Annotated in this window: 14 protein-coding genes; 5 read left to right on the plus strand and 9 right to left on the minus strand. The window is 39.1% G+C overall.

The features are described 5' to 3' along the window. Window positions 1-188: 188 nt before the first annotated feature. Complete coding sequence (locus tag JFU01_RS03610; RefSeq protein WP_230082249.1) at window positions 189-1,544, minus strand: alanine/glycine:cation symporter family protein; 1,356 nt, start codon at window positions 1,542-1,544, stop codon at window positions 189-191. Between the two features lie 397 nt (window positions 1,545-1,941). Continuing rightward, window positions 1,942-2,934, minus strand: a complete 993-nt coding sequence (argF, locus tag JFU01_RS03615; protein ID WP_013669249.1) for an ornithine carbamoyltransferase — start codon at window positions 2,932-2,934, stop codon at window positions 1,942-1,944. A gap of 273 nt (window positions 2,935-3,207) precedes the next feature. Between argF and JFU01_RS03620 the strand changes: the two genes are divergently transcribed. Then, complete coding sequence (locus JFU01_RS03620) at window positions 3,208-4,440, plus strand: helix-turn-helix transcriptional regulator (RefSeq protein WP_230086939.1); 1,233 nt, start codon at window positions 3,208-3,210, stop codon at window positions 4,438-4,440. A gap of 72 nt (window positions 4,441-4,512) precedes the next feature. Here the strand turns inward: JFU01_RS03620 and JFU01_RS03625 are convergent, their stop codons facing one another. The 5 genes from JFU01_RS03625 to JFU01_RS08965 form a co-directional block, all read right to left on the minus strand. Continuing rightward, entirely contained in the window at window positions 4,513-5,469 is a 957-nt protein-coding gene (locus JFU01_RS03625; protein WP_195855877.1) for a DMT family transporter, read from the minus strand. 87 nt (window positions 5,470-5,556) lie between these two features. Next, entirely contained in the window at window positions 5,557-6,237 is a 681-nt protein-coding gene (gene larB / locus JFU01_RS03630; RefSeq protein WP_111821483.1) for a nickel pincer cofactor biosynthesis protein LarB, read from the minus strand. 51 nt (window positions 6,238-6,288) lie between these two features. Then, entirely contained in the window at window positions 6,289-7,083 is a 795-nt protein-coding gene (gene larE / locus JFU01_RS03635; RefSeq protein ID WP_195855876.1) for an ATP-dependent sacrificial sulfur transferase LarE, read from the minus strand. Window positions 7,084-7,096: 13 nt separating this feature from the next. Next, on the minus strand, window positions 7,097-7,540 hold the full coding sequence (gene larC, locus JFU01_RS08960; protein ID WP_195855875.1) for a nickel insertion protein: 444 nt from the start codon (window positions 7,538-7,540) through the stop codon (window positions 7,097-7,099). 23 nt (window positions 7,541-7,563) lie between these two features. Next, window positions 7,564-8,304, minus strand: coding sequence for a LarC family nickel insertion protein (locus JFU01_RS08965; RefSeq protein WP_195855874.1), 741 nt, complete (start codon window positions 8,302-8,304; stop codon window positions 7,564-7,566). A 204-nt stretch (window positions 8,305-8,508) separates the two neighbouring features. Between JFU01_RS08965 and JFU01_RS03650 the strand changes: the two genes are divergently transcribed. After that, a complete protein-coding gene (locus JFU01_RS03650) occupies window positions 8,509-9,723 on the plus strand; it encodes a helix-turn-helix domain-containing protein (protein ID WP_195855873.1) in 1,215 nt (404 codons plus the stop codon). Between the two features lie 45 nt (window positions 9,724-9,768). On the opposite strand, the gene JFU01_RS03655 is transcribed toward JFU01_RS03650, so the two are convergent. Beyond that, window positions 9,769-10,968, minus strand: coding sequence for a coenzyme F420-0:L-glutamate ligase (locus JFU01_RS03655; RefSeq protein ID WP_195855872.1), 1,200 nt, complete (start codon window positions 10,966-10,968; stop codon window positions 9,769-9,771). A gap of 195 nt (window positions 10,969-11,163) precedes the next feature. On the opposite strand from JFU01_RS03655, the gene JFU01_RS03660 reads away from it, so the two are divergent. Next, window positions 11,164-12,129 (plus strand): glutathione S-transferase family protein, encoded by a 966-nt coding sequence (locus tag JFU01_RS03660; protein ID WP_195855871.1) that lies wholly within the window; start codon window positions 11,164-11,166, stop codon window positions 12,127-12,129. 85 nt (window positions 12,130-12,214) lie between these two features. On the opposite strand, the gene JFU01_RS03665 is transcribed toward JFU01_RS03660, so the two are convergent. After that, entirely contained in the window at window positions 12,215-12,514 is a 300-nt protein-coding gene (locus tag JFU01_RS03665; protein ID WP_195855870.1) for a DUF2316 family protein, read from the minus strand. A 113-nt stretch (window positions 12,515-12,627) separates the two neighbouring features. Between JFU01_RS03665 and JFU01_RS03670 the strand changes: the two genes are divergently transcribed. Further along, window positions 12,628-13,320, plus strand: coding sequence for a response regulator transcription factor (locus JFU01_RS03670; protein WP_195855869.1), 693 nt, complete (start codon window positions 12,628-12,630; stop codon window positions 13,318-13,320). Further along, window positions 13,317-14,213, plus strand: coding sequence for a sensor histidine kinase (locus tag JFU01_RS03675; RefSeq protein WP_195855868.1), 897 nt, complete (start codon window positions 13,317-13,319; stop codon window positions 14,211-14,213). The genes JFU01_RS03670 and JFU01_RS03675 overlap by 4 nt, the downstream gene beginning before the upstream one ends. The last annotated feature ends 75 nt before the right edge of the window (window positions 14,214-14,288 follow it).

The raw sequence follows: 14,288 nt of genomic DNA on the forward strand, positions 1-14,288 counted from the left end.
AAGCTAAATTACTCGTTTATTTATAATTTACTATAAAAATATATTTTTATTAAGCGATTTCATTTAGCTTTCTCCTAGTTCGTTTTTATTAAGGCTATTTATATACAAAAGGCAATATTTCTTATTCTTTTTTACTTTATCCAAACTAAGAGAAAGTATAGTTTCTTAACTAAATTTATCGATACACATTACTTATCTTTTTTGGCACCAGGGAAATATTTAGGGTTTGTAAAGAAGTCATCTGTCAATTCTCTGACTTCACCACTGAGCATAATCATCCCTATCATATTTACAAAGACTACTAAACCTAGGGTGAAATCTAAGAATACTCCAGCCCCTTCAAAAGTTACAAAACCGCCTAGTAGAACCATAAAGCAAGCTAAGAAACGCATTAATTTACCAAAGTGGAGTCCAAATAGATATTCGCCTAATCTTTCTGCATAGAAGACAATAACGATAACCGTTGAAATAACAAACATAAATAAGGAAATAGCTATGATAACTGTACCAATATTACCAAAAGCGTTGTTAAATGCTCTTTCGACCGCAATATCTTTGAGAGCGGGATTCTTATAATTTCCTGAAAGCATCACCACTAAAACAGAAATGGTACATACCATTAAGGTAGTAGAAACGACTTCAAAGATCCCCCACAGTCCTTGACGTACAGGGTGGTCAGTAACGGCGGTAGCATGCGCATAAGCAGCTGAACCCATACCAGCTTCATTAGAATAGGAACCGCGTGCAGCACCTGCTTTAAACATTTCTAAAAAGGCTCCCCATGCGCCACCTGTAATCGCAGCCTGTGGATTAAAGGCACTTGAAAAGATGGCAGAAACAGCATCAGGTAAATTCTGAATATTCATAAAAATAACAACCAGACCACAAATCACGTATAAACCAGCCATAAAAGGAACTAATTTCTCAGTAATTTGTCCGATCCGTTGAATACCACCATAAACAACAAGAACGACTAAGACAGTTATCGCAGCAGCAGATATAGGACGTGAAAGTCCTAATTGTTCTAGCGGTGCTGTTGCGGAAATCGTTTGAACTGTGATGGAAGGTAAGATTTCTAACATGAAGAAGAATGCAACCAAAAAGCCCATGATTTTACCAAGGTTCCCTTTAATACCATTTTTAAAGGTATAGGCTGCACCCCCGACATAATCTCCTTCTTCATTAACTTCCCGATATTTAATCCCCAGAACAATTTCTGAAAACTTAGTGGCTTGACCAATAATACCTGCTACCCACATCCATACAATTGCACCAGGTCCAGCAGTAAATATAATCGCCGGCGCAACCACAATGTTAGCCGCTCCGATTGAAGAGGCTAAGGCTGCCGATGCTGCTTGGAAGGGACTGACTGAACCTTCACCACCTACATCCGAGTCAAACATTTTGCCAAATGTTTGCTTCATCGCATAACCAAAGTGTCGAATTTGAATAAAGCGAGTTTGGTAACCAAGTATTAATCCCCCAGTAATAAGTACAATTAATATAGGCCAGTTCCAAACCCAATTGGTAAATTGAGTAATCATTTCAATAAAATTCATTTTAACCACCTCTAAATATTGGTTTTTATATTAAGGAATTGTTAATCAATAATAGCTAGAGATAGCAATTAATAAAATAAGCCGGATAGTAGAAAAGCTTTTTAGTTAAATGTCTGTCGCTAAAAGCTTTCCCCTCCGGCCTATTAATTGAATAGATAACACTAGTTTCAAACCTTACCTTGACTTCATTTCCTATTCTTAATCTTTTCAACTAGGCTAGTGATGAGTTGTGGGAAACATCACTAGCCTCTTTCAAATGATTATTTAAGTGAGCAAGAAGCCGACTAATATTATCTTAGCCGTAGACAATCTGATCCTTTGAAATATATAAGATACTATTTCCATTCAACTAAGTGTTATCCGTAACAATTACCTTATTAAGTTATGATAATGTTGCATAAACAATAGCTTTAATTGTATGCATTCTATTTTCAGCTTGTTCAAAGACATAGGATTGTTCAGATTCAAAGACTTCGTCGCTAACTTCCATTTCAGTTAAGCCAAATTTCTTAGCAATTTCTTGGCCGACTGTTGTCTTTTCATCGTGGAAGGCTGGTAAGCAGTGTAAGAAAATAGCAGTTGGTTTTGCATTTTCCATGGCTTTTTTATTTACTTGATAATCTTTTAGTAAAGAAATTCTCTCTTCCCAAACTTCGTCTGGTTCACCCATTGAAACCCATACGTCAGTGTAGAGAACATCAGCATCTTTAGTCCCTTCTTCAACATTGTCAGTTACAGTAACAGTTGAGAAGTTTTCTTTAGCAATTTCTTCACACATTTCCACTAACTTAGGATCTGGAGCGAGTTCTTTAGGAGAGCAAGCAACGAAGTTTACCCCCAATTTAGCACAGACAACCATTAAGGAATTTGCCATATTGTTACGAGCATCGCCCATATATACAAATTTTAGACCTTTTAAGTGGCCGTAATGTTCTTCAACAGTTAACATATCAGCTAACATTTGGGTTGGATGCCATTCATCAGTTAATCCGTTCCATACCGGAACGCCTGCATATTCAGCTAATTCTTCAACAACGTCTTGGCTAAAGCCACGGTATTCAATCCCATCATACATACGGCCAAGCACACGAGCGGTATCAGCGATGGATTCCTTATGTCCCATTTGAGAACTATTAGCATCTAAGAAAGTCACGCCCATACCAAGGTCATAACCAGCAACTTCAAAAGCACAACGAGTCCGTGTAGATGTTTTTTCAAACAAGAGAACAATATTTTTACCTGTTAGGTATTTGTGAGGAACGCCAGCTCGCTTCATGTCTTTAAAGTTCTTTGAAAGATCTAATAAGTGACGAATATCACGACTGGTGAAATCAATTAATTTTAGATAACTTTTACCACGAAAGTTTTTTGCCATGAGATATTTCCTCCTAAAAATTAATGTCATTATTGCTATTACAAAAGTTCGAACTTTTTTAATTACAACTATGTTGTAATCGCTTACAGCACTATTATAGCAGCTCACTTTTTTAATCTAGGACATCTTAGGTAAGAAATGTTGTTTGTCGTTTCTTATAATGCTTTCAAATAAAATACCCAAACTTAGTCACCGTCTCTTTTGAATTTTATTCAAGCAATTATATGGTAAAATAAACATAAGAGTGAAGAAGTTAAAAAGGTTGTGAATGTCATGCAAGGTCCTATTAATATCCAAGAACCTTCTCCCAATAATATTGATGATAACTTTATTGCATCATTAGATATTGAAAGCGACAGTTTTCCGACAAAGGCATTAATCCATAAAGAAGCTCGTTTTTTATTTATCTTATCCGGCAAAGGAAAAATAAAAATTCAAAACGAAGTTCATACGATGAAAAGAGGCAAGATTATTTCACTCTTACCTTGGCAAATTTCAGAAATTATTGAGGTCGATGAAAAAGTCACTTATTATCTATTAATTTATCGATTTGAACTCATTGAATTTATCTTAAAGGAACAGTTAAGCTATGCAAATGAAGGTCAAGATATCGTTGACTTACTTTATCAACAACATTCAATCCAAGTCGATAAAGATGACAGTCAGGTCTTCCAAAGGGCGATCCATTCCTTAAGAGATGAGATCGGCTTACGCACTGCCTCAATCAATCGGCACACAAAGCCCCTATCTTCAATGTGGATTGTCATCCAATTAGCAGAAATTATCATTTCTTACCTACGACAAATTTCTAACAATAAGACCCAAAGTATTTGTAGCGAAGAAATTTTCCGCTATATGTACCTACACTCTTCTGAAGATATCTCTTTAACTAAGCTCTCAGAAATTTTCTTTCTATCAAAATCGACAATTTCAAAGTATATCAAGAAATTAACTGGTCTAGGCTTCTATAGCCTGCTCGATGAAATGCGTTTATCTAAAGCCCAATACTTATTACTCCATACCGATCTCAGCTTGACCCAAATTGCTGATACTTTAAACTTTAGCGATAAGTCCCGGCTATCCAAACTATTTAGCCAACACCACGGCATAAATAGTAGCCATTTCAAAGCCACCTATAAAAAAGGAGACAAACAAATACCTAGCCGTCTAAGTCCGCGAGACCTTAAATTAATCAATTACCTGTATGAAAACTATGCCGAAGATATAACCATTGACCAACTGTCGAAAATATTTGATAGTAATCCTAAAGATATTAATTCTATGCTTAATTATTTTGTTGAAGATAATTTTTCAAATTTCTTGAATCAATTACGCGTCAATAAAGCTTGTGACTTACTTATTAAAACTGACCTAAGCATTATTGATATCGCCTATCAAGTCGGTTTTAATTCCAGCAAGACCCTGACCCGAAATTTTAAAAAGATTTTACAAATATCCCCCAGTGCATTTCGTAAGTTAAATCCTAAAGAACAAATCCGTTATTGAAAAAATCTTGATAAATAACAAAAGAGTTGACTGCAATGCTCCGTAAGCATTCCAATCAACTCTTTTTATTAATTATTCTTCTTTTGAATCAGAAAATAAGAAGCTTAGTTTAGTTTCTGAAATTAAGATCGCAACAAATATCATTACGAAACCGATAGTCTTGTATACGGTTAGGGTCTCAACCCCTAAAGCCACTGGAATTAAAATACCAAAGACTGATTCTAGAGAAAGAATTAAAGCCGCACTGGTTTCATCAGTATATTTTTGCCCAACATTTTGAAATAGGAGGGCAACTGCTGTACACATGATCGCCAAGTAAGCCAACTCTAAGAAAGTCCTCTGGCCAATTACCAGATTGGAGTTATCTTCAAAGAACAAGGTTGTTAAGCCAGATAAGACTGCTGCAGTGATGAACTGCAGAATAGTCATCAAATAAGGATCCTTGCCCTTAGAAAATTTCGTAACCGCTACAATATGAGAGGCAAAAAACAGACCACTCAGTAAGGCCAAAGCATCACCTAAGATTGCTTCTCGTCCTTGACCCAGCACTGAATTTTCAGCACCTCCAGCCATTGACACAAAATAAATTCCTACAATACAGAATGCTGCAGCAATCATATTAAATTTATCAGGCCGATTTTTTAAAACAAGCCAGGAAATAAAGGGGACTAAAACACAATAGGAAGCGGACAGAAAAGCTGATCTACCGGGATCTGTATATCCTACCCCAACTGTCTGGATAGAATAAGCAATAAAGAGAAAAATCCCAATACTTACCCCACTTTTTAAATCATCTTTAGTCATATCACGAATTTTTTTCCAAAAGATTATCGCTAAGACCAAAGCCGCTACTGAAAAGCGAATCGCTAAAATCATATTTGGATTAACGTAATCCTGTGCGCCCTTAACTACGGTAAGTGATGATCCCCATAAAAAGGCAACAACCAGTAAAAGTAGATTACCGAGTTTTTTATTCTTTTTCTTCTTCTGGGGAGCTGGCTGATTAGCAGTTTGATTTTCTTCTTTCATGATAATTCCTCACTTTTCTTTGCAAGTGACAAGTGACAAAGTTATATCTTCGTATCACCCCCTCCTTCTACTTATCTATAAAAACTGTTAATCTCTCTCCTTAACAAATTGGCTGATCTGCTTTAAGAATAAGGCGCCTTGGTAGGCTCCACCGAAGCCATTATCGATATTCACGACACTTATCCCGGAAGAACAAGAAGTAATCATGGCTAAGAGCGTCGTAATACCTTCTAGGTTAGCCCCGTAACCCACCGAGGTTGGTACAGCAATCACGGGCGCCTCTACTAGGCCAGAAACTACACTAGGTAAAGCGCCTTCCATCCCAGCAACAACAACGAGCACGTTGGCTTGGCGAATTTCTTCTTGGTAAGATAACAAGCGATGGATACCGGCCACACCAACATCATAAATGCAGGTCACTTGGCATCCCATCCATTCTGCTGTCACCCGGGCTTCCTCTGATACAGGAAAGTCAGAGGTTCCCGCATTTAAGATCACCATCTTCCCATGAGGAATTTTCTCACATTGGCCAATGGTAATCGTTTGCGCAGCTTCTTGATAGTCCGCTTGAGGGAAATCTGCCCCAATAGCCTCCCATTTTTCTTTAGCCACCCGGGTCACCAAAACCGGCTTATCGTGGTCAAGTAAAGACTGCATCACCCGAGCGATTTGGCCTGCAGTTTTATGCAAACCATAGACAATCTCTGGGTAACCCTTTAAATGATCGCGATCAATATCCACCTTACTTTCGCCTAAATTATCAAACATTATAAGTCCTTCCTCTATCTCTCTTTATTGATACCACTTAATAAATTAGTTTTAACGATTGAGCTTTCCATAAACATAGCCTTCAACATCTAGGGCCAGGTGTTTAAAGCCATAAGCCTTAAATTGGGCTAAAATCTCATCCTTTTCTCGGAAGAATTGGTCGAACTGGTCAGGAGAGAGCTCTAGCTTAGCCAATTCATTGTAGTAGCGAACCCGAACGGGATCAAAACCCTTTTGGCGCATATAAGCTTCACTAGCTAGAATTTGCTGGACATTGTCCTGGTTAAGTGGTGTTCCGGTAGGAAAGCGTGAAATTACACTACAGCCACTTGATCGGTTCCAATTCGAAATGCCTTCTTTTTTAGCCAGTTGACGGACATCTTCTTTAGTAAAATCACACAGGATTAAGGGGCTTTTGATATCAAACTCTTTACGAGCCTTTAGCCCTGGACGATAATCGTTTAAATCATCTACAATCATCCCGTCCACTAAGACATAGTCTTTATTTTGAGCCATAGCGGCCTCTTGAACGGCTTGGTAAAACAACAATTTGCTGTAATACCAAATATTTTCATCGTTCTTTTGAATACGAGGATCTTCTAACTCATTGACAGGAATAAGCTGACTTTCGACATCCATAGCCTGAGCAAGAGCCAGTGCTTCCTGGTCATCTGCCTCACTCACTAAATCAGACTGAATAATGATGGCCAAGGTGTTCTCCTTGCCTAGTAATTTTCTAGCAAGATATAAGAGAAGAGTTGAATCCACTCCCCCAGAGAAAGCAACGCAGACTTGGCCCATTTCTTTTAAGAGACTTTCCAATTGCTGCAATTTCTTTTGCTCCATAATTACTCCTTACTTATTCTATTTGCGAACCGAATTTTTCTTCAATAACCGCCAAGGCCTTTTGATAGACCTGACTAAGGGCTAAGTGATTATCTCTAGCCAAGTTCACCAAGTCGTCGTATTCTGGAGTGACTTTAATAATCTTTCCATCTAGGTAACCAATTTTAAGTTGAAGCCAACTACCCATTAAGGCCACTTGGGTAAATTCTCTCGCTAAAATCAAGCGTTCGGTATCATAGTAACGAACCCCAAAAGAAGAACTTTCTTTTAATAAAATTTTAGCAACGCTTTCCTTATCTTTGGCTGGAGTTAAGACCGTAATGAGAACGCCTGGACGGTCTTTTTTCATCTTTACGGGACTATAGAAAACATCAAGAACTTCTTTCTGGCTCTCCAGTAGGCGCAACAAATAGCCCAAGGCTTCTCCCGTCATATCATCGACTTGGCACTCAAGCACTGAAACCTTTTCCCTATTGCCGGCTAGTTTTTTTTTACCAAGGCTACTCTTAAGACATTAGGATGGTCAAATTCACGATCCCCCACCCCATAGCCGATTTTTTCTACAGTACCTTCAACCACATCCGCATAATCATCAGCTAGAACCTTGGCGAAGGCTGCTCCAGTTGGGGTAGTTAATTCACCTTCTGCAGTAAAAGAGGATAAAGGTACGCCCACCAAAATCTCCATAGTCGCTGGTGCTGGAACCGGATAAAGCCCATGGGCAATTTCAATTTTGCCATGACCGGTAGGCACTTTTGAAAATGTCAAGTGGTCAACATCTAAATCTTCAAGTGCTAAGCAAACCCCAATAATATCAATAATGGAGTCCATAGCACCTACTTCATGAAAATGAATCTCGTCAATTGGCTTCCCATGGATTTTCCCTTCTGCGCGAGCGACCTCTTTAAATATGGCTAAACTCCGCTCCTTAACTCGATCAGCCAGATCACTTTCCTCAATTAATTGAAAAATTCCTTGAGCCGAATGATGGTGATGACCGTGGTGATCATGGTCTTCATCAAGCTCTGTAAAGCTTAAATTGAGTTTATTAGCAGTAATTCCTTTTTCGTCCTTTTTGCTAAAAGACATGGAAAAATCATCAATTGGTAATTTATTTAACTCGCTTTCGATATAATGCGGATCTGCCCCTAAGTCAACTAAGGCAGCTAGGGTTAAGTCACCAGAAATCCCATATTCACAATTCACGAATAAATGACTCATAACAATCTCCTTTTTTCATTTAATCTCGACCATTTAATATGTTTTTATTATATCGTTGATCAATAAATTATCAAAGTATAGCGCTTTCTTTTATCATTTTGATTGTGCTAAGTTTAGTATATAATAATCTTATTCATGCTATTAAATAAGCTAAAATAGTAGGGGAGTGAACCATAATTAGTGATGAGAAAATATGTCAATAAATTGGATGATGACTTTAGACAAAATTCATTTGCTTTGTCAATGGATATCCAATCAGATTCTAGCCCCACAAAACCCTTATTGCATAAAGAAGCTCGGTTTTTAATTATTATTTCAGGTCAAGGGAAAATAAAAATTAATAATACTGACTATATTATGAAAGCTGGACATATTATTGCTTTACTACCTTTTGAGGTTTCTGAAATTGTAGAGATAACCGAAAGAGTAACCTATTATTTACTCGTTTATAATTTTGATCGCATAAAATTTCTAATGAAAGACTATTTAAATATTGATAAGGAGTCATTTGATTTATTCAATTATCTAGAAAATAATCCTTGTAAAAAAATAAGTCCTAAGGGGCGTTATCAAGTCAAACAAATTCTCACTGATTTACGTGAAGAGGTTGGACTGATTTCCACCCACACCAACCAACTTTTTCATGACCACCAAGAGTTATCTACTATTCGTAGTTTACTTAAATTAGCAGAGTTTATTATCCTCTATCAAAGAGAAAACCAACAAATAAGTAATTACACCCCTTCTTATAAAGAAATATTTGCTTATTTATTCTACAATGCTTCAAAATCGCTTCATTTAGATGAAGTCGCTAACATCTTTTTCTTGGACAGCCAGTCCCTAGAAGCAGGAATACAAGCTTATGTAGGGATCAGCTTCAAAGAAGTTTTACAAAGAATCCGTGTCTTTAAATGGCTTCATTTACAAGAAAATACTGAGTTAAATCAAGAAGAAATTTCTCTGCTATTAAACTATCCCTACAGTCAAGAAATACAGGAAGAAAGCAAAAGAATTCAGTACCTAAACCCTAAAGAATGTGAATCCTACTGGCAATTAATTGAAGTCATTACTCCTATAGCCCTTAAAGAATTGCAACCTAAAATATTAGAATTCACCTACTCTCACTTTACTGATGCTCTTACGATTGAACACCTGAGTCAAAGATTTTCCCTTAGCCCCCAAGATATTAATAGCCAATTTATCGCCTATACTGAAAGAAATTTTCAAAACTTAGTGACCCATCTACGAATAAAAAGCGTCTGTCAATGCTTAGAAACTGGGAATAAAGACCTGAAAGAAATCGCCAAAGAAACGGGCTTTATTCATGAAAATAAACTTAAACGTAGCTTCTATACTATTATGCAAATGACCCCAAAAGTTTACTGGGAAAAATATAAGCAAGAAAAAAGTTCAAGCTGATTGTTATTTTCAGCTTGAACTTTTCCTTTTTACTCGTTAAATGAATTAAGCTTCATCGGATAAATTATCAAAGTAACCTTGGATGTAAACAATTGGAGTTCCTTTATCCCCACTACCGCTGGTTAAGTCAGATAAGGAACCTACTAAGTCAGTAATTTGCCGTGGGGTGGTTCCTAGGCTGACATTTTTACCATCTCTATCCACATCGTCATGTTGGCTAATATAGTCAGTAATGGCATCTTCTAAGGCTTGCCCGCTGAGGTCACTGAATTCATTATCAGCCAAGTATTTTAATTTCACTTCATTAGGGGTTCCTTCTAGGCCGCTGGTATAACCAGGGGACACGACCGGGTCAGCCAGTTCCCAAATATGACCCACTGGGTCTTTGAAAGCACCGTCCCCATAGACCATGACTTCAATTTTCTTGCCGGTAGCTTCTAATAAGCGTTTTTGCACATCATAGACAAAGGATTTTGAATCCCGTGGGAAGAGTTTTAATTCGTTGTCTCCAGAGAGGTTGGTTCCCAATAAACCGTATTCTTCATTATAACCGGAACCATCGACTGACTGGGTTAGGATTTCATCTAAACGATAGACCGTCTTAGCACCAGCTTCTTTAACGGCTTGAGCTGTTTTGAAACGGGTATGAATATCCGATACTAAGACAGAATCGGTATAGTCAAGAATGGCTTGGGGCTGATTAGAGAAGATGATTTCACATTCAGCGCCTTCTTTTTCCACGCATTCGCGGTAAAGGGCCACGTAGTCTACCCCAGTAAATTTATGTTTGATTTCTTCAAAGTGCGAACGGAATTCTGTTTCACTTAGGGTATCTGTCCAAGGGTTAACGCCCGACTTCACCAGGGCTTCATCACTGATTAATTCATTGCCCACTTCATCGGCTGGGTAGGAGAGTTGGATCACAACTTTCTTAGTTGCCCGGGCAAGGGCTTGGAGAATATTATAGAAACGATTCCGACTATTAATTGGGAATACCACACCAATACTTTCTGATTGGAATTTTTGGTGGATATCCTTAGCAACAGCATCTAAGCTGGCATAATTTCCTTGGGCTCTGGCATAGATTGATTCGGTAATGGCCACAATATCCTTGTCATGAATGGTAAAGGGCGCTTCTTTGGCTGCATGAATGACTGTATCTACAACAATTTGAGCTAAGTCGTCACCTTTTTTTACAATGGGTGCACGTAGGCCACGTGATACTGTCCCAACAACTCTTGACATATTCATCATCCTTTTTAATTAAATTACTTTGAGTACCTGAACATTTTACCATTATTTTCTCTGACATTAAATCATTTCTTGGTTTTTTACCCATACAAGAAAAAGGAGCAAATCATTTTTCATTTAGGGATTGGTCTTATATAGTAAATAAGAAGCTTATATGGCCTAAAAACAAGTAAAAGGAGCGATTAATCGATGGGATTATTAGTTGACGGTAAATGGTATGACAAGTGGTACGATACCGAAAGTACTGGGGGCCACTTTGTCCGCAAAGACTCTCAATTTAGAAACTGGATTACTAAAGACGGCTCACCCGGGCCCACAGGTGAAGGAGGCTTTAAGGCAGAAGCTGCCCGCTACCACCTCTATGTGTCCTATGCCTGCCCCTGGGCCAGTCGTGCCCTCATTATGCGGGCACTCAAGGGGCTAGAAGATATGATTTCAATCTCGGTTGTCCATCCCCATATGGGCGAAAATGGCTGGACCTTTGAAGAAGCTGACGGCGTGATCAAAGATCCGCTCTTTGATGCTGACTATCTCTATCAAATCTATACCCATGTTGACCCTAATTATAGCGGTCGGGTCACGGTTCCCGTTCTCTACGACAAGAAGACCGATACCATTGTTAATAACGAGTCTTCCGAAATCATGCGGATGTTTAACCAAGCCTTTGACGACATTGGCGCAAAAGCAGGTGACTACTATCCGGAAAACTTGCGCGATGAAATCGACCAATGGAATGATGAAATTTATCCTAAGGTTAATAATGGGGTCTACAAGGCCGGATTTGCGACTAAGCAATCCGTCTATGAAGAAGAAGTGGACCAATTATTTAAGGAATTGGATCGCTTAGAAGACCACTTAAGCCAACACGATTACCTGGTTGGGGACCAAATCACCGAAGCCGATTGGCGCCTATTTACCACCTTGGTTCGTTTTGATTCCGTTTATTACGGTCACTTCAAATGTAATATTAGAAACCTAACCGACTACCCTGCCCTCTGGCTCTATACCCGTAAACTTTATCAATGGCCGGGCGTTAAGGAAACGGTGAACTTCTCCCATATTAAGGAACACTACTACACCAGCCATCCGACCATTAACCCTAACGGCATCGTACCGCTTGGGCCTGAGTTAGACTGGTCACTTCCTAATGAATAAAGATTGAAATCATAGGAATAAGCATTCTCACTTGTCTTAGACCTGCTGACCGAATAAGCAGCTCTGAGATTAGGGGGATGCTTTTTTACTTTAATAAACCGCGCTCAATCAGCTTAGCATCCAAGAACCAATAGTCATGGTAATCGCCAGCCAAGGCCTGAAAAGTCACTGATTCTTGCTCGTGCTCACTTAAATAAGTATTGAGATAATTTTTTAAGATCCAAGCATCTTCCAAACGTTGGCCTTGTAATTGAAAGACCTGGTCCAGGTAAGATTCACTCGTCTCCAAAATGTCAGCTAGGTCTTGCTTGCTTAATCCAGTCTTATTAAAGGCTGTTTTAAGCACTTGTTTAGTTTCTTCTCTTTGCGATTGGGTTAAAGACATGGTCATCGGTCTCCTTTCTAGCTTATATTATAAACTTTGCCCTAGAAATAAGAGAATAATCCGCCTAGTCCATGTTACAATACTGGTAAAAATCAAGTGAAAGGCGTGGTTGCATGAAACAAATCATGATTGTGGAAGATAATGATGACATTAACACAATGCTTAAAGACCTCCTAAGTCAGGATTACCAAATCCAACAAGCTTTTTCCGGAACTGAAGCCATCCGACTCTTTGACCAAGAGGACATCGACTTAGTGCTCCTAGATATCCTTCTGCCGGGCAAGAAAGGCGACGAAGTCCTAGACTATATTCGTCAAAGCAGCCAAATCCCGGTCATCATGCTGACAGCCCTGGGTGACAAAGACCTGGTCAGTGACTACCTCTTAAAAGGAGCCAATGACTACATCACTAAGCCCTTTAACAATAAAGAAGTCTTAGCCCGAATTACGGTGCAATTGCGGCAAAGCCACCAGCAGGCTAAAGATCAGTCAGATCAAGTCATTGACTTTCAAGCCATCCACTTTGATCCTAAGCAGTTCCTTATCTATACTGACCAAGAGGCTATCCGCCTAACTAAAATCGAAGCCAAGATCTTTCACAAATTGCTCAGCCACCCTAAGCAAATTTTCACCAAGGAGCGACTCTATGAATCTATCTGGCAGGCTCAATACATTGCCGAGGACAACACCTTAAACACCCACCTCTCCAACCTGCGTAAGAAATTGAGTCAATTAGATCCCAGCCAGGACTATATTGAAACCATTTGGGGGATTGGCGTCAGACTAGCAAGGGGGGACCAGGATTGACCCTGCTACTTTGCATCTTATCTTTATTCTTGCTCTACCGCTATCTGAAAATGAAAAAAGCTCTGCAGAACTTAAGCCAAGACATGGCCTATCGGCGAAAAGAACAATCTAACCGCCTACTCACCAGTTCCCTGAATGATAAGGACCTCCACCAAGTAATTCGAGAGGCCAACCAACTCTTCGATGACTTACAAACTTTGCGGATTAAAAACCTCCAAGAAAAGCATAGTCTCGACCAAGCCATCCATAATATTGCCCATGACATTCGGACTCCCCTCACCGTTGCCAGCGGCTACTGCCAGCAACTCTTGGATTCAGAAGGTAGTTTAGACTCGGTTGAAAAAGAAAAGTTAGTGAAAATCAACCAACATCTCAGCCAAGTCGCCCACCGTTTAGAAGAATTACTCAGCTATCAAAAACTTATCGAAGGCCAAGTCCAAGTGCAGCTTGAGCCAGTAGACCTCAGCCAAGCGGTAAAGGAAAACTTACTCCATTACTACGACCGCCTTAATGATGATTTTCAGATTCACTTAGCCATTGAGGAAGCTTGCTATATTGACAATAGCCCGGACCTATTGAACCGAATCCTGGATAATTTACTGGGTAACGTGATTAAGCACGGTCACTCCACATTAAATATCCAAGTCAAAAAAGACCAGGATGAGGTCCGCTTGACCCTGTCGAATCAAAGTCAGCAAGCCGTCCAACATTTAGACCAATTAACCAAGCGCTTCTACGCAGAAAACCTTGCCAACGACCAGCTCTCTTCTGGATTGGGCTTATTTATTATCCAAGAATTAGTCGATCTCACTAAGGGTCAACTCTCCATGACCTACCAAGAAGGTAACTTCACCAGCCAAATCACTTGGCCAGCTAGTTCCCTTACAGATTAACAACAAATAACCGACCCCCAGACTTAGAGGCTCATTCTAAGTCTTAGAGGTCGGTTTTTGATTACTATTCAATGG

The organism is Aerococcus sp. Group 2, assembly GCF_905125285.1.
GTDB lineage: Bacteria > Bacillota > Bacilli > Lactobacillales > Aerococcaceae > Aerococcus > Aerococcus urinae_E.